Genomic DNA, 21,380 nt, shown 5'->3' with positions numbered 1-21,380 from the left:
GTGAACGCATCCAGCCCATCCAGCGGCCCCGCCGCCGTCGACGCCACCGGCCGCATCGTCCTGCTCACCACCAGCCACCGGGTCGCCCCCGGTCTGCTGTCCTGGCCCGCCTGGCAGGCCATGCGCACGGCGGACCGGGTGCTGTGCGCGGACGGCGCGCACCCGCAGCTGCCCTATCTGCGGGACGCGGGCATAGCGGTCGAGGAGAGCTCCCCGACCGCCGAGGACCTGGTCGCCGCCTGTGCCGACGGCCGCACGGTCGTGGTCGTGGCCACCGGCGAGGGCGAACCGGCCCTCACCGACGGCCTGGCCCGCCTGGCGGGCTCCGGCCGGGTGTCGATGCCCGAGCTGGAACTCCTCCCCGCCTCCTACGACCTCCCCGGCGCCCGGCTCCTCGACCTCGTCCAGGTCATGGACCGCATCCGCGCCGAGTGCCCCTGGTCCTCCCAGCAGACCCACAAGGGCCTGGCGAAGTACGCGGTGGAGGAGTCGTACGAACTGGTCGAGGCGATCGAGGACGGCGACTACGACGAACTCCGCGAGGAACTGGGCGACGTCCTGCTCCAGGTCGTCTTTCACGCCCGTATCGCCGAGGAGGACGAGGAGTCCCCGTTCTCCGTCGACGACGTGGCCGGCACGATCGTCGCCAAGCTCATCCACCGCCACCCCCATGTCTTCGGCGACGCCACGGCCACGACCCCGGAAGAGGTGAAGGCGCACTGGCTGCGCACGAAGGCGGTCGAGAAACGGCGGGAGTCGGTGACGGACGGCGTCCCCCTCCACCAGCCCGGCCTGGCCCTCGCCGCGAAGCTCGCCTCCCGGGCCCGGACGGCGGGACTGGACGTGCCGCTGCCGACGGCCGACGACACGAGCGCCGACGGCACGAGCGCTGACGGCACGAGCGCCGAGGGGAGAGGCGCCGAGGGCATCGGCTACGAGCTGCTGGCACTCGCCGCCCGGGCCGAAGCGGAGGGCGTGGACCCGGAGGCGGCCCTGCGGGCGGCTGCCCGGGCCTATCGGGACGCGATCCGGGCGACCGAAGGGGTGGTGGGTTAGTACGGCGGCCCCCTCAGCGGGCCGCGGGGCGCGGGGCCTTGTATGGGTGGGGAAGGCGAGTTGGACGAGCCGGCCTCCAGGGGCGCGGAGGTGCTGGAGGCGGGGCTGCGGTCGGAGCAGCGGGAGTCGGTGCGGTCCGCGTTCCGGCGCCGGCTCGCGGATCACACGTCCACCTCACTGGAATGGATGCTCGCGCCCCTCCCGCCCGACAAGTCCCGGCACTTCCTGTTGCGCCGCGAGGCCGAACTCGCCGAGGTGCTGCTCGCCCGTGCCGCCGCCGCGGGCGACACGAAGGCCGCCCGGCTGCTGAGCGCCACGCAGGAGCCCCGGCAGGCAGACCCTGGCCGACGCCGCGGACCACCTCTCCGTCGGACTCGGGCCGGACGCCGCCCACCACGGCGATGTACTGGGGAAGACGGGGAATCTGCACCAGGCCCGCGAGGAGCAGGAGCAGGGGTGCGCGAGCGGCGACGCCTACGCCGCCTACCGGCTCGCCGTCCGCCTCGAAAAGAAGCAGGACAGCCCCACCGAAGCCGCCCTCTTGTACCGCAAGGCCGCCGGCAGGGGGCACCCCGCTGCCCAGAGGCCCTCGCAGAGCACGCCGAGAACCCCGCTACCGTCGAGGAGTGACCAACCAGCCCCACCCCCCGACCGACACTCCGCCCGCCCCCGCCCTCTTCACCTGGGAGTTCGCCACCGACCCCTACCCCGCCTACGCCTGGCTGCGCGAGCACGCCCCCGTGCACCGCACCCGGCTGCCCAGCGGGGTCGAGGCCTGGCTGGTCACCCGGTACGCCGACGCGAAACAGGCCCTCGCCGACCAGCGGCTCTCCAAGAACCCCGCACACCACGACGAGCCCGCCCACGCCAAGGGCAAGACCGGCATCCCCGGTGAGCGCAAGGCCGAGCTGATGACGCATCTGCTCAACATCGACCCGCCGGACCACACCCGGCTGCGACGGCTCGTCAGCAAGGCGTTCACCCCGCGCCGCGTCGCCGAGTTCGCGCCCCGCGTCCAGGAGCTGACGGACCACCTCATCGACCGGTTCGCCGCCGAGGGCGAGGCCGACCTCATCCACGACTTCGCCTTCCCCCTCCCCATCTACGCCATCTGCGACCTCCTGGGCGTCCCCCGCGAGGACCAGGACGACTTCCGCGACTGGGCGGGGATGATGATCCGGCACGGCGGCGGCCCGCGCGGCGGGGTCGCGCGGTCGGTGAAGAGGATGCGCGGCTACCTGCTGGAGCTGATCCACCGCAAGCGCGCGGAGCTCCCCGCCGACCCGGCCCCCGGCGAGGACCTCATCTCCGGCCTCATCCGCGCCTCCGACCACGGCGAGCACCTCACCGAGAACGAGGCTGCCGCCATGGCCTTCATCCTTCTGTTCGCCGGCTTCGAGACCACCGTCAACCTGATCGGTAATGGGCTCTATGCCCTGCTTGCCCACCCTGAACAGCGGGCGCGGTTGCAGGCATCCCTCGCGACCGGGCAGCGGGACCTGCTGGAGACCGGCGTGGAGGAACTCCTGCGCTACGACGGCCCCGTCGAACTGGCCACCTGGCGGTTCGCGACCGAGCCGCTGAGCGTCGGAGGGCAGGACATCGCGCCCGGTGACCCCGTCCTCGTCGTCCTGGCGGCCGCCGACCGCGATCCGGCCCGTTTCTCGGACCCCGACACGCTCGACCTCTCCCGCCGCGACAACCAGCATCTCGGCTACGGCCACGGCATCCACTACTGCCTGGGCGCCCCGCTGGCCAGGCTGGAGGGGCAGACCGCGCTGGCCACCCTCCTCACCCGGCTGCCCGACCTCCGACTGGCCGCGGATCCGGCCGACTTGAGATGGCGCGGCGGGCTCATCATGCGCGGCCTGCGGACTTTGCCGGTCGAGTTCGGTCCTGCGCATTCCGGTACATGAGCGATGCACATCTGACCGCGCGTCAGGGGGAATGTGACCATTCGGGGGAGTGAAGGTGACCAAGCCTCAACTCTGTGATCTTCACGTGATCTGCGCGGCATTAACTTGTGACAAGTGTTCGTCTGCCGATACGTTCACTCGTCAGCGCGACGCCTCGAGTCTCACCCGCCGCGCCGGTCAATGCTGTCCAGAGAAAGGCCCCCAGCATGCTCTCCGGGAACGGTCGTCACCGTCGCCCCCGCCAGGCCCCGGCCCTCCTCGTCGCGGCCGGAGTGACCGGGTCCGCCATCGCCATCCCGCTGCTCGCCGCCTCCGGCGCGAGCGCCGCCGACGGCACGGTGTGGGACAAGGTGGCGCAGTGCGAGACCGGCGGCTCGTGGAGTGCCGACAAGGGCCACGGCGAGTACGGCGGCCTGAGTCTCACCCAGAAGCAGTGGGAGACGTACGGCGGGCTCGACTACGCGGCGAGCCCCGACCTGGCCAGCCGCAACCAGCAGATCGCCGTGGCGCAGAAACTGCTCGCCGCCGAGAACATCGGCGCCTGGGGCACCTGCGGGCTGACCTCCGGGCTCACCCAGGAGAACGGCGCGCTGAGCGTGGACACCGGCGTGGTGGACGACTCGTCCGACTCGTCTGTCTCCTCCGGATTGTCCGACCTGTCCAAGGGGTCGTCCGGTTCCTCGGGCTCCTCGAACTCTTCGGGCAGTGGCGACGGTTCGACCGACTCGTCCGGTGATTCATCGAGTTCACCCTCAGCATCACCTTCGTCCCCTTCGTCCCCTTCGCCCTCTTCCTCCACCGGTACGGGCGGCTCCGGCAAGTCCGACGGCTCCGGCGGCCAGGGCGACGCGCAGGCGACCGACGGCTCGCCCGCAGAGACCCCGGAAGCGGACGACTCGGACAAGTCGGTCCAGGATGCGGGCTCTTGGAGTCTCGTCGACACCGGCTCCCTCGGCTCCGGCCGGCACCGCGGCGCCACGGCCGACGAGGTGACGGCCGGGAGCGCCACCGACGCCACGGTCGACGGCGCCAAGGCCGCCTCCGCCGGTCGGCACGCCGCGGCCACCTATGTCGTCCAGGAGGGCGACTCCCTCGCCTCCATCGCCGACTCCCTTGGCCTCGACGGTGGATGGCGCGCCCTCTACGCCGAGAACAGGGACCTCATCGGCGCCGACCCGAGCGACATCGTCGCCGGTCAGACCCTCGACACAGGGGTGGAATAGGGCGCAAAGCCCAAGAAAAGCAGCGGGAGTTCACGTCACGCTTCGCGCCGAATGTCCGGTTTGGTGAAAGTGTGGGATGAGTCTCAGAAGCCCTGATCGTCTTTGAAATTCCGCGGATCGCGTGTCTACGGTCGTCCCGCTCGGCAACCCGAGCCCCGGCCGTCGCAACGCCGAATCCTGCCAGTGGCGGCCCGGGAACAGTCGTCGCGTCAAGCGCCGTAGGCAGGAGCGGGGGACCCAAGGTAAGTGCCGCACCGGGAAGTCGACCGGAGCGGCTTGGGGTGAAGCCGCGCCTCGTGAAAGCGAGAGCGCGGCCGGGCAACTCAACCGGCCCGAACCCGACAGCTCACCTCGCAGGCGTCGGTGAGGGGATCCACCATGCTGTTTTCCGGTAAGGGCAAGCATCGCCGTCCGTCCAAGGCCACCCGCGTCGCCACCCTGGCCGGCGTGACCGGTGTCGCCATCGCCGCCCCGCTGATGGCGGCCGGCAGCGCCTCCGCCGCCACCGCCTCCGAGTGGGACGCGGTCGCCCAGTGCGAGTCCGGCGGCAACTGGTCGATCAACACCGGCAACGGCTATTACGGCGGCCTGCAGTTCTCCGCCTCCACCTGGGCCGCGTACGGCGGCACCGCCTACGCCTCCACCGCCGACCAGGCCAGCAAGTCCCAGCAGATAGCCATCGGCGAGAAGGTCCTCGCGGGCCAGGGCAAGGGCGCCTGGCCGGTCTGCGGCACCGGCCTGTCCGGCGCGGCCTACAGCGGCGGCAGCTCCTCCGACTCGTCGAGCGGCTCCAGCGGCTCCGGCAGCTCGGGCAGCGGCACCAGTACGCGTTCGACCGAGAAGCAGAGCACCTCCCGCTCGACCGACCGCCCGGCCGCCTCCAAGACGGTCACCACCCCGACCGGCAAGAAGGTCAAGAAGGGTGACGGCGAGTACAAGGTCGTCAAGGGCGACACCCTCAGCTCCATCGCCGAGAAGCACAAGGTCAAGGGCGGCTGGCAGAAGCTGTTCGAGCTGAACAAGGACATCGTCGAGGACGCGAACCTCATCTACCCGGGTCAGCACCTGCACCTGAAGTGACACCCGGCTCCCAGAGAAGCGACAGCGCCCTCACATCCGAGGTCGGCACACTGAAGACCTCGTGAGGGTCACCCCCCGTCCCCACGGGCTCCCCGCTCCGGTGCGTGTTCCCCCGTACGCGCCGGAGCGGGGTTTCTCTTTGCCCGTTCGCCACTTCTTGTTGGCCAGGGTTGACCAACCCCTTTGTTCCGGACGGAAACAATGGGTACGGTCTGTCTGTCCACGGGGCGGTCGGTCGGCTGCCGACGGCCCCGGGACGGTTAGGCTCTAGTCGCAAGGCTCAGCACGGGCTCATCACGGCCCGCGAGCCGCGCACTCTCAGCGTCACATCCCAAGAAGGAGATGCTCGTGCCGTCCATCGACGTCGTCGTAGCCCGGGAAATCCTGGACTCCCGAGGCAACCCCACGGTCGAGGTCGAGGTCGGCCTCGACGACGGCAGCACGGGTCGTGCCGCCGTCCCGTCCGGCGCCTCCACCGGTGCCTTCGAGGCCATCGAGCTCCGCGACGGTGACCCCAACCGCTACCAGGGCAAGGGTGTCGAGAAGGCCGTCCTCGCCGTCATCGAGCAGATCGGCCCGGAGCTGGTCGGCTACGACGCCACCGAGCAGCGCCTGATCGACCAGGCCATGTTCGACCTGGACGCCACCGACAACAAGGGCTCCCTCGGCGCCAACGCCATCCTCGGCGTCTCGCTCGCCGTCGCCCACGCCGCGTCCGAGGCCAGCGACCTCCCGCTCTTCCGCTACCTGGGCGGTCCCAACGCGCACCTGCTGCCGGTGCCGATGATGAACATCCTGAACGGCGGCTCGCACGCCGACTCCAACGTGGACATCCAGGAGTTCATGATCGCCCCGATCGGCGCGGAGTCCTTCTCCGAGGCCCTGCGCTGGGGCACCGAGGTCTACCACACCCTGAAGAAGGTCCTGAAGGCCAAGGGCCTGTCCACCGGCCTCGGCGACGAGGGCGGCTTCGCCCCGAACCTCGGCTCCAACCGCGAGGCCCTCGACCTCATCCTCGAGGCCATCAAGGAAGCCGGTTACGCGCCGGGCGAGCAGATCGCCCTCGCGCTCGACGTCGCCGCGTCCGAGTTCTACAAGGACGGCACGTACCAGTTCGAGGGCAAGGACCGCTCCGCCGCCGAGATGACGGAGTACTACGAGGAGCTCGTTGCGGCCTACCCGCTCGTCTCCATCGAGGACCCGCTGTTCGAGGACGACTGGGCCGGCTGGAAGATCCTCACCGACAAGCTGGGCGACAAGGTCCAGATCGTCGGCGACGACCTGTTCGTCACCAACCCCGAGCGCCTCGCCCGCGGCATCGAGGAGGGCGCCGCCAACGCCCTGCTCGTCAAGGTCAACCAGATCGGCTCGCTGACCGAGACGCTCGACGCCGTCGAGCTGGCCCAGCGCAGCGGCTTCAAGTGCATGATGTCGCACCGCTCCGGCGAGACCGAGGACGTCACCATCGCCGACCTCGCCGTCGCCACCAACTGCGGCCAGATCAAGACCGGCGCCCCGGCCCGCTCCGAGCGCGTCGCCAAGTACAACCAGCTGCTGCGCATCGAGGAGATCCTCGACGACGCCGCGGTGTACGCCGGCCGCTCCGCGTTCCCGCGGTTTCGCTCCGCGAACTGACAAGCACAGCAAGGGCTGACCCCTGCCGGGTCAAGCCTTGGCCAGTCGTACATACGTCCCCGTACTCGGTCCCGTACCGTGTGCGGGGACGTACGTACGTGGGAGACGGGAGGCGGGGGACATGGCCGTGCTGTGTCTTCCCGGGGGACAACCCCCGGACCCCCGGCAGAAAAGACCAGGTGAGCGGACGTGACGGCCGGAGCGCTGCGAGGTGAATATCCGTGACCAACCGGGACCGGTTCTCCACCACGACGAGGATCAAACTGCTCGGGGAGCAGACCGCGGCCCGGGTCTACCGCTCCCAGACCAAGCGTCAGGCCCGCCGCTCCCGCCTCACCGGCCGTGCCGCGCTGCTCGCCCTCGTCCTGTGCACGCTGATCGTCGCCCTGGCCTACCCCATGCGCCAGTACGTCTCCCAGCGCGCCGAGATCGCCGACCTGGAGCGGGAGAAGCAGCAGGCCGGCGAGCGCGTCGAACAGCTGCGCGACCTCAAGGCGCGCTGGCAGGACGACGCGTACGCCGAACAGCAGATCCGGCAGCGGCTGCACTATGTGATGCCGGGGGAGACCGGTTACGTCGTGATCGACCCGGACGCGGCCAAGCAGTCCCGCGCGGACCTCGGGGCGGCCGACCGCCCCTGGTACGCGAACGTCTGGGACGGGGTCGACAAGTCGGACGCCTCCGACCGCTGAGACCGACGAGAGCGACGGCCGCAGACCGGTGAGACCGACGAGACCGATGGCCGCAACCCAGTGAACCGACAGAGAGACAATCCCGGAAGTATGGAAACGCCCCCGCCGACCACCCCGCGCACCGAGCCCACCGACGCGGACGTCGAGGCCTTCAAGCAGCAGCTCGGACGCCCGCCGCGCGGCCTGCGCGCGATCGCGCACCGCTGCCCGTGCGGTCAGCCGGACGTCGTGGAGACCGCCCCCCGCCTGCCCGACGGCACGCCCTTCCCGACGCTGTACTACCTGACGTGCCCGAAGGCCAACTCGGCGATCGGCACGCTCGAGGCGAACGGCGTGATGAAGGAGATGACGGAACGGCTGCGGTCCGACCCGGAGCTCGCCGCCTCCTACCGTGCCGCGCACGAGGACTACGTCCGGCGCCGGGACGAGATCGAGGAGCTGAAGAACTTCCCCAGCGCGGGCGGCATGCCGGACCGCGTGAAGTGCCTGCACGTGCTCGTGGCGCACTCCCTGGCGGCCGGCCCGGGCGTGAACCCGCTCGGCGACGAGGCCCTGGCGATGCTCCCTCAGTGGTGGCGCAAGGGCACCTGTGTGGTGCCGGTTCCGCAGGACGACTCGACGGCGGCCCCCCGGTGACCCGGGTCGCCGCCGTCGACTGCGGCACCAACTCGATCCGCCTCCTCGTCGCCGACGCCGACCCGGAGACGGGCGAGCTGGTCGAGCTGGACCGCCGTATGACGATCGTCCGCCTCGGCCAGGGCGTCGACCGCACCGGACGGCTCGCCCCCGACGCGCTGGAGCGGACCTTCGCGGCCTGCCGGGAGTACGCGGCCGTCATCAAGGAACACGGCGCGCAGCGGCTGCGCTTCGTCGCCACCTCGGCCTCCCGGGACGCCGAGAACCGCGACGAGTTCGTGCGCGGCGTGCTGGACATCCTGGGCGTCGAGCCCGAGGTCATCACCGGCGACCAGGAGGCCGAGTTCTCCTTCACCGGCGCGACGAGGGAACTCGAGGGACGCGACGACCTCACCAAGCCCTACCTGGTGGTGGACATCGGCGGCGGCTCGACGGAGTTCGTCGTGGGCGAGGAGCACGTCCGGGCCGCCCGCTCGGTCGACGTCGGCTGCGTACGGATGACCGAACGCCACCTGGTCGCGGACGGCAGCGTCACCGACCCGCCGACGCCCGAGCAGGTCGCGGCGATACGCGCCGACATCGAGGCGGCCCTCGACCTCGCCGAGCGGACGGTCCCGCTGCGCGAGGCGCACACCCTGGTCGGCCTGGCCGGCTCGGTCACGACGGTCTCGGCGATCGCGCAGGAGCTGCCCGAGTACGACTCGGCGGCCATCCACCACTCACGGGTCTCGCACGACAAGGTCCGCGAGATCACCGAGTGGCTGCTGCGCTCCACCCACGCCGAGCGCGCGGCGATCGCGTCGATGCACCCGGGCCGGGTGGACGTGATCGCGGCGGGCGCGCTCGTACTGCTGGCGATCATGGAGCGGATCGGTGCGCAGGAGGTCGTCGTGAGCGAACACGACATCCTCGACGGCATCGCATGGTCGGTCGCGTAGCCCTCCCCGCCCCGCTACTTGCACTCTGCTGAGCAGGCAGGATGCGCGTTTGAGCATGCTCGAGGGGTCCTTCCGGGCCCCTCGGACACGCTCCGTCGGAAAAGTTCGTGAAGTTCTTCACAAGGAATTCGGCCCTGTCGGAGGACGAGGATGCCCCGGTTGACCCTTCCGGGGGCTCAGCGCTGGTGTGAACGTGTTCAAAAGAGGCGCGCGCGGACGTTTCACGGAGGTGTGGCGAAGGCGTCCCGCGGACCCCTCACGGAGGCCCTCCGGACCCGGAGAGGCAGCTCACGCGGCATTGACAACGGCACCCCGTGTGCACAGGTTCCCGTTCCGCGCCATGACGTGGATCACGCGAGTCGCGGAGGATAGCACACACCCTCCACAAGCTTGTGAAGGGGCGCACGAGCGACCCCCCTGGAGCGGGTGGATACTCGATGGCATGAGCACCACGGAGCGTCCCAGGATCCTCGTAGTAGGCGGTGGGTACGTAGGCCTGTACGCAGCTCGGCGCATTCTCAAGAAGATGCGCTACGGCGAGGCGACCGTCACGGTCGTCGACCCCCGGTCGTACATGACCTACCAGCCCTTCCTCCCCGAAACCGCCGCCGGCAACATCTCCCCGCGCCACGTCGTCGTCCCGCTGCGACGCGTGCTGCCCAAGGCGGAGGTTCTCACCGGCCGGGTCACCACCATCGACCAGGACCGCAAGGTCGCCACGATCGCCCCGCTGGTCGGCGAGGCGTACGAGCTGCCCTTCGACTACCTGGTGATCGCGCTCGGCGCGGTCTCCCGCACCTTCCCGATCCCCGGCCTCGCCGAGCAGGGCATCGGCATGAAGGGCGTCGAGGAGGCCATCGGCCTGCGCAACCACGTCCTCGAGCAGCTGGACAAGGCCGACTCCACGACCGACGAGGAGATCCGCCGCAAGGCGCTCACCTTCGTCTTCGTCGGCGGCGGTTTCGCCGGCGCGGAGACCATCGGTGAGGTCGAGGACCTGGCCCGCGACGCGGCCAAGTACTACAAGACCGTGTCCCGCGAGGACATGCGCTTCATCCTCGTCGACGCCGCGGACAAGATCCTGCCCGAGGTCGGCCCGAAGCTCGGCCAGTACGGCAAGGAGCACCTGGAGAGCCGGGGCGTGGAGATCTACCTCTCCACCTCGATGGACTCCTGCGTCGACGGCCACGTCGTCCTGAAGAACGGCCTCGAGGTCGACTCCAACACGATCGTGTGGACGGCCGGCGTCAAGCCGAACCCGGTCCTGGCCCGCTACGGCCTCCCGCTCGGCCCCCGCGGCCACGTGGACGCCCAGCCGACCCTCCAGGTCACCGGCACCGACTACATCTGGGCCGCCGGCGACAACGCCCAGGTCCCGGACGTCGCCGCGCGCAAGGCCGGCGTCGAGAACGCCTGGTGCCCGCCGAACGCGCAGCACGCGCTCCGTCAGGCCAGGGTCCTCGGCGACAACGTGATCTCCGGCATGCGGGGCTTCCCGCAGAAGGAGTACGCGCACTCCAACAAGGGTGCGGTGGCGGGCCTCGGCCTCCACAAGGGCGTCGCGATGATCGTCATGGGCAAGGTGAAGATCAAGCTCAAGGGCCGTCTCGCCTGGTACATGCACCGCGGCTACCACGGCATGGCGATGCCGACGTGGAACCGCAAGATCCGCGTCTTCGCGGACTGGACCCTCGGCATGTTCCTCAAGCGCGAGGTCGTCGCCCTCGGCGCGCTGGAGTCCCCGCGCGAGGAGTTCTACGAGGCCGCGAAGCCGGCCCCGGTCGCCGCGAAGCCGGCCGCCGAGAGGGCCGAGAAGACCGAGAACGAGAAGGCCAAGGCCTCCTGACCACCGGTCACCCGGCCTGCGGTCCCCTGACCGCCGGTCACTGAAACACCCCCGAAGGGGCCACCCGCCATCCGTGGTGCGGGCGGCCCCTTCGGTGTGTTCCGGGTGTTCCGGTCAATCACGCAGCGGGGCCGGTGCCAGCTGGTGGGGCAGGCTGGGCCGGTCGACGGCGTCGAGGGGGGTTCCCTCGGGGTAGCGGGCGCACTCCGCGTACGCGGAGACCTCGAGGCGGTCGCCGGGAAGCGCCGTGACCCAGACGGAGACGGGCACGGGGGTTTCGTAGGTGTCCGCGGGCTCCAGTTGCAGCGTGATCAGTCGTCCGGCGGCGTTCTCGTGGTCGGTGCCCTGCCAGCCCTGCCGGGTCAGTTCCGTGCGGGCCCGCCGCATCGCGGCCGTCGCCCGCTCCTCGGAGACCCCCGTCAGTGTCCACTCGGCCGACACGTTCACCACCCCCGGCACGCTCGGCGGCGAGTCGCTCAGCTGCTCCTCCCAGTGGCTCAGCCCCCGGTAATGGCAGCCGTACTCCTCGGCCTTCAGCGTGCCGCGCCAGTCGGGATCCAGTGCCGCGCCCGGCAGGGCGAGTGCCTCGTAGACGGTCTGGGTGAGGCCGTCCAGGCGGGTCGCCGTGGCGGCCGGATCCGCGACGGGGTACGGCTCCCCGTCCCAGGCGCTGAGGAAGCCCAGCAGCCCGGCGAAGGCCGCTCCCATGGCCACCGTGGCGATGATCCCCCGGCGCCAGGCGAGGGCGCTGTGTCGCTGTGTCATGTTCAGCATCCTCCGGCGCGCGGCGCACCGCGGGCATGAGTCGCCGTACTCAGCCTCCCCTGGGGGGCCGTCGCGGGAGTTTGCCCAGCTGTAACGCGCGTGGGGGACTGCGCTGAGGCTTCGCTGGTGTTTTCGTGGTGTCAGGACATTCCGGGATCACCGTCACGGAGGTGTGCATCATGGCTGACGCCGCACCGCGGCTTCATGCGCTTGTCGAACAGTTGCTGGGGGCCCCTCTCCCGGTGCGCGTCCGCGCCTGGGACGGTTCGCAGGCGGGCCCGCCCGACGCGCCCGTTCTGGTCGTACGCAACCGCAGGGCCCTGCGTCGTCTCCTGTTCAAACCGGGCGAACTGGGCCTCGCCCGCGCCTGGGTGGCCGGCGACCTGGAGGTCGAGGGGGACCTGTACGTCGCTCTCGACCTGCTCTCCGGCCTCCTCTGGGAACGCGGCGAGGACGCCCGTACCCTCGCCCAGGCCCTGCGCGACCCCCGGTTCCGCGCGGCCGTCCGGGGGCTGGTGAGACTCGCCGGGCCCCCGCTGCCGCCCGCCCCACCCCGCGAGGAGGTCCGCCGGACCAGTCATCTCCACACCCGTCGCACCGACAGACGCGCCATCAGTCATCACTACGACGTCGGCAACGACTTCTACGAGCTCGTCCTCGGTCCGTCCATGATCTACTCCTGCGCCTACTGGGAGTCCGCCGACAGCACCCTGGAGACCGCCCAGCGCGACAAGCTCGAACTGGTCTGCCGCAAGCTGGACCTGGGGCCGGGGAGCCGGCTGCTGGACGTCGGATGCGGCTGGGGTTCCCTCGCCATCCACGCGGCCCGCGAGCACGGGGCGAACGTCGTCGGGATCACGCTCTCCCAGGAGCAGGCGGCTTACGCCCGCAAGCGCGTCGCCGACGCGGGGCTCACCGACAAGGTCGAGATCCGCGTCCAGGACTATCGGGACGTCACCGACGGCCCGTTCGACGCGATCTCCTCCATCGGCATGGCGGAACACGTCGGCTCCGCGCGGTACCTGGAGTACGCGAAGGTCCTGCTCGCGCTGCTCACGCCGGGCGGCCGGCTGCTCAACCACCAGATCGCCCGCCGCCCGCACCGCGACGAGTCGGCGTACGACGTGGACGCGTTCATCGACGCCTACGTCTTCCCGGACGGCGAACTCGCCCCCGTGGGCACCACGGTCACCCAGCTCGAACGCGCCGGCTTCGAGGTCCGGGACGTCGAGTCGATCCGTGAGCACTACGCCCTCACACTGCGCCGCTGGGTCGACCGTCTGGAAGCCGCCTGGGACCGGGCCGTCCACCTCACCGGTCCCGGCCGCGCCCGTGTCTGGCGGCTCTACATGGCCGCCTCCGCCGTCGCCTTCGAACGCAATCGCATCGGCGTCAACCAGGTCCTGGCCGTCCGGACCCCCGAGTCGGGCATCTCCGGGATGCCGTTGCGCGCCCGCACCTGGAACTGACGGCATGGGAGAGGGGCCCGGTGCCGTACGTACGGCACCGGGCCCCAACCGTCCCGCCCCTACTCCGACTTGATCGCCGCCAGCATGTTCAGCCGCGAAGCCCGCCGGGCCGGCCACAGTGCCGCCAGGATGCCCACCCCGGCGGCCAGCACCAGGAAGACGGCCATCCGGCCCCACGGCAGGACGAGTTCGTACGTCGCCATCTTCGTGCCGAGCAGCTCACCGGCCGCCCAGCCGAAGAACACGCCGAGGCCGAGGCCGAGCACCCCGCCGAAGAGGGAGATGACGAGGGACTCCAGACGGACCATCCGCTTGACGGACCTGCGGTCCAGGCCGATGGCGCGCAGCATGCCGATCTCCTGGGAGCGCTCGAAGACCGACATGGCGAGGGTGTTGATGACGCCGAGGACGGCGACGATCACGGCCATCGCGAGCAGCCCGTAGAGCATGTTCAGCATCAGGGTGAACATCTGCGCGATCTCGTTGGAGAGGTCCTTCTTGCTCTGGACCTTGATGGCCGGGTTGGAGCCGAGGGCCTTCTCCAGCCTGTCCTTCGTGTCGTCCGAGGCACCGCCGGCGGTCTTGACCATGACCCGCATGTCGACCGGGTCCTCCAGGTGCGGGGTGAGGACCGAGTTGTCGAGGAGGATGCCCTCGATCAGCTCGTTGCCCTCATACACCCCGGAGACCGTCAACTGCTGCTTCCTGCCGTCCTCGTAGTTCACCGTGAACGCCGAACCGGCCTTCCAGCCATGGGACGTGGCGGTGTCCTCGTCGACGACGACCTGCGAGCCGCCCACCTTGAAGGCGCCCTCGTCGACCTTGAGGTCGGTCAGCTCGCCGATGGTGGAGCCGGTGACGCCGGTGAGGTACTCGGTCCTGCCGTCGATCCGGCCGGGCCCGTTGCGCATCGGGCTGCTGGCGGTCACCCCGTCGGTGGCCTTCAGCTTCTCGTCGATGTCGGCGGAGAGCTCGTTGCCGTTGGCCATCGACACGACGTAGTCGGCCCGGATCGCGGAGGACGCCATCTTGTCGATGGCCTTCTGCAGGCTGCCCGCCATCACCGTCATGCCGGTGATCAGGGTCAGGCCGATCATCAGCGCGGAGGCCGTGGCCGCCGTCCGGCGCGGGTTGCGCACCGAGTTCTGCCGGGCCAGCTTGCCGGACACCCCGAAGATCCGCAGGACGGGGGCGGCGGCCGCGATCAGCGGGCGGGACAGCAGCGGGGTCAGGATGAAGACGCCGATGATGAGCAGGACGGCGCCGAGACCCATGGGGGCCTGGCCGTCGCTGCCGTCCATCGTCGTCGCGGCCAGGATCACCGCGACGCCCGCCGCCGAGAACAGGGCGCCGAGGGTGTTGCGCAGGACGAGCGACTTGGTGGAGGCCGCGGCGTGCACGCTGCTCATGGCCGCCACCGGCGGGATCTTCGCGGCCCGGCGGCCGGGCAGCCAGGCGGCCAGCATGGTGATGACGATGCCCACGACGAGGGCGGCGGCGACCGTGCCGGGCGAGATGACGAGCGGCCCGTCGGGGACGGTCGCCCCCAGCGTCCCCATCAGCGAGCGCAGCCCGGCCCCGATGCCGATGCCGGCGACCAGACCGGTCACCCCGGCGACCGTGCCGACGACGAACGCCTCGATCAGCACCGACCGCGTGACCTGCCGGCGGGAGGCGCCGACGGCCCGCAGCAGCGCGAGCTCCTTGGTGCGCTGGGCGACCAGCATGGTGAAGGTGTTGGCGATGATGAAGGTGCCGACGAAGAGCGCGATGCCGGCGAAGACCAGCAGGCCCTGCTTCAGCCCGCTCATCGACGCGGAGATCATCTCGGCCTGGTCGTCGGCGAGCTGCTTGCCGGTGGTGGTCTCGACCTTGCCCTTCGGCAGGGCGGTGTCCAGCGCGGACTTCAGCGCGGCCTGAGAGGTCCCGGCCGCGGCCTTCACGTCGATCTCGTCGTAGGTGCCGGTCTTGCCGAACAACTGCTGCGCGCTCGCCGTGTCGAAGAGCGCGAGGCTGCCGCCGGCGGTGACGTTGCCGTCGTCGGTGGTGAAGATCCCGGTGATCTTCGGGGTGAGGACGGGGCCGTCGACGGAGATCCGTACGGTGTCGCCGACCTTGTACCCGGCCCGCTCGGCGGTCTTCGAGTCGATGACGACCTCGCCCCTGCCGCTCGGCGCGTGCCCCTCGACGAGCGGGTACCGGGCGTCCTTGTCTCCCCAGTAGTTGCCGCCCTGCGACTGGAAACCGCCGCCGACGAGCTTGCCGTCCTTGTCGGCGATGGCGGTGAAGCCGTTGACGACGCCGACGGCGGACGCGGCGCCCGGGACCTTCGCGCTCTGCTCCAGCAGCGACTGGGTCAGCTCCGGCGTCTTGACGATCGCGTCGCCGACGTCCTCCTGGACCTCGGCGGTGACGGCGACGTCGACCTGGTCGAACCCCTTGGCGGAGCTCTTCTGCAGGGCGCCGGAGAGGGTGTTGGTGAAGACCAGGGTCCCCGACACGAAGGCCACGCCGAGCATCACGGCGAGCACGGTCATCAGGAGCCGGGCCTTGTGCGCGAGCACGTTGCGCAAGGCGGTACGGAACATGGGTGTTGTCTTCTCAGTCCTGCTCGTCGACGAGCGGTCGGTCCCGGTCGGGGACGGTCGGGTCGCGGTCGGGGATCAGCTGGTGCGGCCCTTGGCGTCGAACTGCTTCATGCGGTCCAGCACCGACTCGGCGGTCGGCCCGTACACCTCGTCGACGATCCGTCCGTCCGCGAGGAAGACCACCCGGTCCGCGTATGCCGCGGCCACCGGGTCGTGGGTCACCATCACCACCGTCTGCCCCAGCTCCCGTACGGAGTTGCGCAGGAAGCCCAGCACCTCGGCGCCCGAGCGGGAGTCGAGGTTGCCGGTCGGCTCGTCGCCGAAGATGATGTCCGGCCGGGAGGCGAGGGCTCGGGCGACGGCGACGCGCTGCTGCTGACCGCCGGAGAGCTGCGAGGGACGGTGGCCGAGCCGGTCGGCCAGTCCCACCATCCGGATGACTGTTTCCAGCCACTCCTTGTCCGGCTTGCGGCCCGCGATGTCCATCGGGAGGGTGATGTTCTCGATGGCCGTCAGCGTCGGCAGCAGGTTGAACGCCTGGAAGATGAACCCGATCTTGTCCCGGCGCAGTTTCGTGAGCTGCTTGTCCTTCAGCGAGCCGAGTTCGGTGTCGCCGATGCGTACGGAGCCGGAGGAGAAGGTGTCGAGACCTGCCACGCAGTGCATCAGCGTGGACTTGCCGGATCCGGAGGGACCCATGATCGCGGTGAACTCGGCCTGCCGGAAGTCGACCGAGACCCGGTCGAGCGCGACGACCTGGGTCTCGCCCTGTCCGTAGATCTTCGACAGGTCCGTGGCACGCGCGGCCGCTGCGGTGGTGCGCTCGGCGAGGGGGCTGGTGGTCACGGGTGTGAGCTCCTGTCGGGACGACGGCATGGCTGGGACGTCATGACGGGGACGTCATGGCCGGGACGGTGTGTCTTGGGACGTGAACCATCGTCCCGGCCGCCGGCTGTCGTGTAGTCAGCCGCTGTTCCGGTTCCGAAGGCAGACTCGAGTCGGACCAGGGGCCGCCGTGTCATACCTGGGGATGACACGCGCCCCCTACGCGCCTTCGGGCCGCCCGTTCGTCGAGCGTTCGTCAAGAACCGGTGGAGCACCCTTGTTCGGACGGTGAAATTCCGTCATTCCACATACAAGACCGTTTGACGCGCGCGAGGCTACTGGCAAGTGCGGATGGCCAGTTCCAGGTGCTGATGCACCCTCAGACCTCAATAAAATAAGACAACATCGGGTCCGTTCGTCCGCTGTTCGGGGGACGGATCCCGATAGGGTCGGAAGCTCAAGCGGGGCCCTCGGCCTGCCCAGATGGTGGAATGCAGACACGGCGAGCTTAAACCTCGCTGCCCCTACGTGGGCGTGCCGGTTCAAGTCCGGCTCTGGGCACTTCCGACGTCTCGGCGATCGCTGCATCCTCCATCGAGGCATTGACCGCCGCGGCGGCCTCCCCTCCTCACCCGTCCCGACCGTTGACACCCGATGAGCGGGGGCGCAGACTCACGTTCCAAAGTTGGTGAAGAAAACTTCACTATGCGAACAGTGAACTCCGAAGGGAACGCCCGATGCGCACGACCGTCGGCATCGTCGGCGCCGGCCCCGCCGGCCTCCTCCTCGCCCGTCTGCTCCACAACGCCGGTATCGACTCCGTCGTGCTGGAGAGCCGTGACCGGGCCTACGTCGAGCAGCGGCAGCGCGCCGGGATCCTGGAGCAGGGCACGGTGGACGTCCTGCGCGAGGCCGGTGCCGGGGAGCGTATGGACCGGGTGGGGCTGCGCCACGACGGCATAGAGCTGCGGTTCGCGAGGCGGCGCCATCGCGTCGACTTCCCCGCCCTCACCGGGGGCCGGTCGGTGACGGTCTACGCCCAGACCGAGGTGTGCAAGGACCTCATCGCCCTCCAGTTGGAGGAGGGCGGCCCGCTGCTGTTCGAGGCGGAGGCCCTGGCCGTCGAGGACGCCGACACCGACCACCCGCGCGTCCGCTTCCGGCACGAAGGTGTCGAGGACGTCCTGGAGTGCGAGTACGTCGTCGGCTGCGACGGCTTCTGGGGGGTGTCGCGGCAGGCGATTCCGGCCGAACTGACCCGTGTCTTCGAGCGGACGTACCCCTTCGGCTGGCTCGGCATCCTCGCCGACGTGGCGCCCTCCCACGACGAACTGGTCTACGCCCGCCACGACCGCGGCTTCGCCCTGTTGTCCATGCGCTCCCCGTCCGTCTCCCGCCTCTACCTCCAGGTGCCCGAGGGGACCGACGCCGAGACCTGGGGCGACGAGCGGATCTGGGACGAGCTGGAGCGCCGCTTCGAGACCGACGACGACTGGAAGCTGGAGCGTGGGCCGATCACCCAGAAGTCGGTCACCCCGATGCGCTCTTATGTTCACGAGCCCATGCGGCACGGCCGGCTCTTCCTCGCCGGGGACGCGGCCCACATCGTGCCGCCGACCGGCGCGAAGGGGCTGAACCTCGCCGTCGGGGACGTCGTCACCTTCGCGCGGGCGCTGACGCACCGTCGGGATACGGGGTCCTCCGACCTCCTCGACGCCTACTCCGAGACCTGTCTGCGGCGCGTGTGGCAGGCCGAGCGGTTCTCGTACGACATGACGACCCTCCTGCACCCCGCCCCCGACGCCACCCCGTTCGAGGACCGCCTCCAGCTCGCCCGTCTGGAGCGGATCGCCTCCTCCCGTGCGGCCGAGACCGACTTGGCCGAGGCGTACACCGGGTTCCCGTTCGGGTGATCGAACGGCCGGGCTCGTCGGGGCTCGTGGCGGCTCGTTCGGTCTCGTCCGATCTCCGCCCGGTTCCGGCCATGTTCCAGGTTGGTCATGAATAGAGCCCTCCTGTGCTGGGAATCACCACGCCGCGTAGCGTGTTGGCCAGCAGCACGAGGGAAAGATCCTCCCCAAGCACTAGGGTCAATCCTTTGCCTACCTATTACCCTTGAGCCAAGGCCGCGCAGTGTGGCCATGGAGGAGTGCAATGAGGAGCAGAAACCCGGTCTTCTCGCGACGGGGGTTCAGCCGCGACAACGGCTACGCGGGCTTCAACGCCGCGCCGCAGGCCGGGGGACCCGCAGTCGGCACGCAGCCGGGCAACCCCTACGCCCAGCAGGCCGGCAACCCGTACGCGCAGAACCCCTACGCCCAGCAGGACCTGCAGTACGGCGCCCCGCCGCAGGCCCCGGTCGCCACCGGCCGGATGACCATGGACGACGTCGTCGCGCGCACCGCGACCACGCTCGGCACCGTGGTCGTCACCGCGGTGCTGGCCTGGGTGCTGCTGCCCGTCGACGAGGCCAACCTCGGCAAGTCGTACGGCATCGCCGTCGGCGCCGGTCTGGTCGCGATGGTGCTGGCCCTGGTCCAGTCGTTCAAGCGCCGCCCGGCCCCCGCGCTGATCCTGTCGTACGCCGCCCTCGAGGGCGTGTTCCTCGGCGTGATCTCCAGCGCGGTGTCCACGTACATCGCGGACGGCGTGGTCGCCCAGGCCGTGATGGGCACGATGGCGGTCTTCGCCGGTGTGCTCGTGGCGTACAAGGCGGGCTGGATCCGCGTCAACCGTCGCTTCTACGGTTTCGTGATGGCCGCCGCGCTCGGCTTCGTCCTGCTGATGGCGGTGAACCTGCTGTTCACGGTCTTCGGCGGCGGTGACGGCCTCGGCTTCCGCAGTGGTGCCCTGGGCGTCGTGTTCGGCGTCATCGGCATCATCCTCGGCGCCTGCTTCCTCGCCCTGGACTTCAAGCAGGTCGAGGACGGCATCGCGTACGGCGCCCCGCGTGAGGAGGCCTGGCTCGCCGCCTTCGGCCTCACCATGACGCTGGTGTGGATCTACATGGAGTTCCTGCGACTCCTGGCGATTCTCAACAGCAGCGACTAGCGCCGACAAGCGCACGGAAGGGCCCCGGGATCCGTCCCGGGGCCCTTCGTCGTGTCCGGCGTGGTGGTGTGTCGCGTGTGCGCCCGAGGCCTGTCCGGCCGGGCAGGCCCTAGAGGAGTTTGCGCGCGGCCCTCCTCAGGTCGTACTCGTGGATGATCGCCTTGGCGTGGCCGTACGCGAGGTTGTGCTCGGCGCGTAGCCAGCTGACCTTCTCCTCGAAGCGGAGAGCGGGGCCTTCGTCGACGGTGCGCAGCCAGTCGGAGACTTCACGACCGGTGCAGTGGGGGATGCGGGCCAGTATGTTGCGGTGGGTCTCCTCGGAGAGGACATGGGACATCGGCGCCTCCGGTAGCAAAGGGGATGTAAGCCGGTCCTTCAGGTCACGGTGCCTGAGTGTTCGCCTGTTGGCAACAGTCCCGGTCCGACGCGTAGTCTCGCGGCGTGGTGGATACGACGTCCCTGACCCGTGCGGTGGATCACTTCGCCGATCGTCTGCGTGCCGCTCCGCAGAGCCGGCTGCAGAGAGGCGCTGCCGCGGAAGCGCTGGCACTGGCCAGGCAGTTGGCCCGGTGGGCGCAGACGATCGAGGAGCCCGGCGCCGAGCCCAGGGAGATGCCCGACGTCGGGATGTTCGCCGCCGCCGATCAAATCACCGTCGCCGTGCACGACTTGGCCCTCGTCCTCACGGACGAGGGCCAGGTCGAGGAAGCCGTCGAGCTGGTGGCGCAGGCGCAGAAGCGTGCGGGGGTGTGATCTTCGGGCGGGAGGGTGGGCCGCACGGGCTCACAGGCTCGCTATGACCCGGTCCGCCAGGATGTAGACGTTCTCCGGGCCGCACTGGAAGGTCAGGGTGTAGGCGCCCGAGATGCCCGAGCCGCCCAGCAGGAACGGGGTTTCGCCGGCGGTGAGGGCCGTGGCGAGACGTTCCGCCGTCTCCCGGTGGCCCGGGGTCATGCAGAGGGTGGTGCCGTCGGCGAAGACGTAGACGTCGAGGGTGCCGAGCGGGCCCGGGCGGACGTCGGTCAGCTCGATGCGGGACGCGGCCAGTTCCTCGAGGGTGGCGACGGTGCGCTCGTGGTCGTTGACCATCGGTGACTGGACGGGCACGAAGTCCGGGTGGGACGGGTGGCGGCGGCGGGCCGCGGCCAGTTCGGGGGAATCCCCGGCGAACTCGTCGGCGTCCGCGGTCGTCTCCGTCACCGGCTCCAGGGGCTCCAGCCCCACGAAGTCGGCCTGACGGGGCAGGAACAGCTCGCTGTCCGGCAGACCCAGCAGGGAGGGGGCGTCGGAGGCGTCACGCGCCTCCTGGGCGGCCCAGAACGCGCGTGCCTCGGCCAGCTCCCGCTCCCGCTCCTCCGCGAGCGCCTCGGCCACCGCGGCGCGTATCTCAGCCGCGTCGGCGGTGGTTCGGGCGGCCGGAACCCTGCCGCGCAACTCCGTGGCGTGGTTCTCGGCGAGCTGGGTGTGCAGGGCGGCGACCTGTCGGCGCAACTGCATGAGGGTGCGCAGGACGGCGACGCCCACGGCGCCCGTGGCGGCCGTGGTGACCAACAAGGCGATCGGCATGGCGCTCACTGACGTACTCCCGGTTCAAAGTCGACCCCCGACTTCCTACATCAGCTTGAAGGGTGGACTATCCAGCTGTCAGTGCGTAACGTCA

General features: G+C 70.2%; 18 protein-coding genes, 1 tRNA gene and 1 riboswitch. Of the genes, 14 read left to right on the top strand and 5 right to left on the bottom strand.

The window, feature by feature from the left end:
- The 9 genes from OG289_RS21055 to OG289_RS21015 all read left to right on the top strand — a co-directional run bounded on the left by OG289_RS21055 (nucleotide 1) and on the right by OG289_RS21015 (nucleotide 11,022).
- Nucleotides 1–1,056 (top strand): nucleoside triphosphate pyrophosphohydrolase, encoded by a 1,056-nt coding sequence (locus OG289_RS21055; protein WP_327315574.1) that lies wholly within the window; start codon nucleotides 1–3, stop codon nucleotides 1,054–1,056.
- 626 nt (nucleotides 1,057–1,682) lie between these two features.
- Entirely contained in the window at nucleotides 1,683–2,972 is a 1,290-nt protein-coding gene (locus OG289_RS21050; RefSeq protein ID WP_327315573.1) for a cytochrome P450 family protein, read from the top strand.
- Nucleotides 2,973–3,178: 206 nt separating this feature from the next.
- On the top strand, nucleotides 3,179–4,195 hold the full coding sequence (locus OG289_RS21045; protein ID WP_327315572.1) for a LysM peptidoglycan-binding domain-containing protein: 1,017 nt from the start codon (nucleotides 3,179–3,181) through the stop codon (nucleotides 4,193–4,195).
- Between the two features lie 204 nt (nucleotides 4,196–4,399).
- A riboswitch (cyclic di-AMP (ydaO/yuaA leader) is annotated at nucleotides 4,400–4,570 on the top strand.
- A 3-nt stretch (nucleotides 4,571–4,573) separates the two neighbouring features.
- Nucleotides 4,574–5,275 carry a transglycosylase family protein gene (locus tag OG289_RS21040; RefSeq protein WP_327315571.1) on the top strand — a complete coding sequence of 234 codons (702 nt, stop codon included), beginning with the start codon at nucleotides 4,574–4,576 and terminating at the stop codon, nucleotides 5,273–5,275.
- Between the two features lie 348 nt (nucleotides 5,276–5,623).
- Nucleotides 5,624–6,910 carry a phosphopyruvate hydratase gene (gene eno, locus OG289_RS21035; protein ID WP_327315570.1) on the top strand — a complete coding sequence of 429 codons (1,287 nt, stop codon included), beginning with the start codon at nucleotides 5,624–5,626 and terminating at the stop codon, nucleotides 6,908–6,910.
- Nucleotides 6,911–7,125: 215 nt separating this feature from the next.
- Nucleotides 7,126–7,602, top strand: a complete 477-nt coding sequence (locus OG289_RS21030) for an FtsB family cell division protein (protein WP_327320757.1) — start codon at nucleotides 7,126–7,128, stop codon at nucleotides 7,600–7,602.
- A 90-nt stretch (nucleotides 7,603–7,692) separates the two neighbouring features.
- Nucleotides 7,693–8,238 carry a DUF501 domain-containing protein gene (locus OG289_RS21025; protein WP_327315569.1) on the top strand — a complete coding sequence of 182 codons (546 nt, stop codon included), beginning with the start codon at nucleotides 7,693–7,695 and terminating at the stop codon, nucleotides 8,236–8,238.
- Entirely contained in the window at nucleotides 8,235–9,176 is a 942-nt protein-coding gene (locus tag OG289_RS21020; protein ID WP_327315568.1) for a Ppx/GppA phosphatase family protein, read from the top strand. The genes OG289_RS21025 and OG289_RS21020 overlap by 4 nt, the downstream gene beginning before the upstream one ends.
- A 442-nt stretch (nucleotides 9,177–9,618) precedes the next feature.
- Complete coding sequence (locus tag OG289_RS21015; protein WP_327315567.1) at nucleotides 9,619–11,022, top strand: NAD(P)/FAD-dependent oxidoreductase; 1,404 nt, start codon at nucleotides 9,619–9,621, stop codon at nucleotides 11,020–11,022.
- 114 nt (nucleotides 11,023–11,136) lie between these two features.
- Here the strand turns inward: OG289_RS21015 and OG289_RS21010 are convergent, their stop codons facing one another.
- Complete coding sequence (locus OG289_RS21010; RefSeq protein ID WP_327315566.1) at nucleotides 11,137–11,787, bottom strand: hypothetical protein; 651 nt, start codon at nucleotides 11,785–11,787, stop codon at nucleotides 11,137–11,139.
- A gap of 179 nt (nucleotides 11,788–11,966) precedes the next feature.
- Between OG289_RS21010 and OG289_RS21005 the strand changes: the two genes are divergently transcribed.
- Nucleotides 11,967–13,256: a cyclopropane-fatty-acyl-phospholipid synthase family protein gene (locus OG289_RS21005; protein WP_327315565.1), complete on the top strand. Its 1,290-nt coding sequence runs from the start codon at nucleotides 11,967–11,969 to the stop codon at nucleotides 13,254–13,256.
- Nucleotides 13,257–13,315: 59 nt separating this feature from the next.
- Here the strand turns inward: OG289_RS21005 and OG289_RS21000 are convergent, their stop codons facing one another.
- Together OG289_RS21000 and OG289_RS20995 are read right to left on the bottom strand one after the other, a co-directional pair.
- Nucleotides 13,316–15,844, bottom strand: coding sequence for an ABC transporter permease (locus OG289_RS21000; protein WP_327315564.1), 2,529 nt, complete (start codon nucleotides 15,842–15,844; stop codon nucleotides 13,316–13,318).
- A gap of 75 nt (nucleotides 15,845–15,919) precedes the next feature.
- On the bottom strand, nucleotides 15,920–16,690 hold the full coding sequence (locus OG289_RS20995) for an ABC transporter ATP-binding protein (RefSeq protein WP_327315563.1): 771 nt from the start codon (nucleotides 16,688–16,690) through the stop codon (nucleotides 15,920–15,922).
- A gap of 456 nt (nucleotides 16,691–17,146) precedes the next feature.
- Between OG289_RS20995 and OG289_RS20990 the strand changes: the two genes are divergently transcribed.
- The 3 genes from OG289_RS20990 to OG289_RS20980 all read left to right on the top strand — a co-directional run bounded on the left by OG289_RS20990 (nucleotide 17,147) and on the right by OG289_RS20980 (nucleotide 19,720).
- A tRNA-Leu gene (locus OG289_RS20990) sits at nucleotides 17,147–17,230 on the top strand.
- A 176-nt stretch (nucleotides 17,231–17,406) separates the two neighbouring features.
- Nucleotides 17,407–18,582 carry a 4-hydroxybenzoate 3-monooxygenase gene (locus OG289_RS20985; RefSeq protein ID WP_327315562.1) on the top strand — a complete coding sequence of 392 codons (1,176 nt, stop codon included), beginning with the start codon at nucleotides 17,407–17,409 and terminating at the stop codon, nucleotides 18,580–18,582.
- Nucleotides 18,583–18,823: 241 nt separating this feature from the next.
- Nucleotides 18,824–19,720, top strand: coding sequence for a Bax inhibitor-1/YccA family protein (locus OG289_RS20980; RefSeq protein WP_327315561.1), 897 nt, complete (start codon nucleotides 18,824–18,826; stop codon nucleotides 19,718–19,720).
- Nucleotides 19,721–19,829: 109 nt separating this feature from the next.
- On the opposite strand, the gene OG289_RS20975 is transcribed toward OG289_RS20980, so the two are convergent.
- Complete coding sequence (locus OG289_RS20975) at nucleotides 19,830–20,057, bottom strand: DUF4287 domain-containing protein (protein ID WP_069768564.1); 228 nt, start codon at nucleotides 20,055–20,057, stop codon at nucleotides 19,830–19,832.
- A 104-nt stretch (nucleotides 20,058–20,161) separates the two neighbouring features.
- Here OG289_RS20975 and OG289_RS20970 point away from each other — a divergent pair, with 104 nt between their 5' ends.
- Nucleotides 20,162–20,473 (top strand): hypothetical protein, encoded by a 312-nt coding sequence (locus OG289_RS20970; RefSeq protein WP_327315560.1) that lies wholly within the window; start codon nucleotides 20,162–20,164, stop codon nucleotides 20,471–20,473.
- A gap of 30 nt (nucleotides 20,474–20,503) precedes the next feature.
- Here the strand turns inward: OG289_RS20970 and OG289_RS20965 are convergent, their stop codons facing one another.
- Nucleotides 20,504–21,295: a hypothetical protein gene (locus OG289_RS20965; protein ID WP_327315559.1), complete on the bottom strand. Its 792-nt coding sequence runs from the start codon at nucleotides 21,293–21,295 to the stop codon at nucleotides 20,504–20,506.
- Nucleotides 21,296–21,380 lie beyond the last annotated feature (85 nt).

The sequence above is a fragment of the Streptomyces sp. NBC_01235 genome (assembly GCF_035989285.1).
GTDB lineage: Bacteria > Actinomycetota > Actinomycetes > Streptomycetales > Streptomycetaceae > Streptomyces.
This window is presented reverse-complemented; position numbering and strand designations above follow the sequence as displayed.

Excerpts from the sequence above, each read along its gene's own strand:
- OG289_RS20985 (WP_327315562.1), top strand. The coding sequence starts at position 17,407 with ATGCGCACGACCGTCGGCATCGTCGGCGCCGGCCCCGCCGGCCTCCTC.
- OG289_RS21040 (WP_327315571.1), top strand. The coding sequence starts at position 4,574 with ATGCTGTTTTCCGGTAAGGGCAAGCATCGCCGTCCGTCCAAGGCCACC.
- OG289_RS21005 (WP_327315565.1), top strand. The coding sequence starts at position 11,967 with ATGGCTGACGCCGCACCGCGGCTTCATGCGCTTGTCGAACAGTTGCTG.
- OG289_RS21045 (WP_327315572.1), top strand. The coding sequence starts at position 3,179 with ATGCTCTCCGGGAACGGTCGTCACCGTCGCCCCCGCCAGGCCCCGGCC.
- OG289_RS21015 (WP_327315567.1), top strand. The coding sequence starts at position 9,619 with ATGAGCACCACGGAGCGTCCCAGGATCCTCGTAGTAGGCGGTGGGTAC.
- OG289_RS20980 (WP_327315561.1), top strand. The coding sequence starts at position 18,824 with ATGAGGAGCAGAAACCCGGTCTTCTCGCGACGGGGGTTCAGCCGCGAC.
- OG289_RS20975 (WP_069768564.1), bottom strand. The coding sequence starts at position 20,057 with ATGTCCCATGTCCTCTCCGAGGAGACCCACCGCAACATACTGGCCCGC.
- OG289_RS21025 (WP_327315569.1), top strand. The coding sequence starts at position 7,693 with ATGGAAACGCCCCCGCCGACCACCCCGCGCACCGAGCCCACCGACGCG.
- OG289_RS21000 (WP_327315564.1), bottom strand. The coding sequence starts at position 15,844 with ATGTTCCGTACCGCCTTGCGCAACGTGCTCGCGCACAAGGCCCGGCTC.
- OG289_RS21010 (WP_327315566.1), bottom strand. The coding sequence starts at position 11,787 with ATGACACAGCGACACAGCGCCCTCGCCTGGCGCCGGGGGATCATCGCC.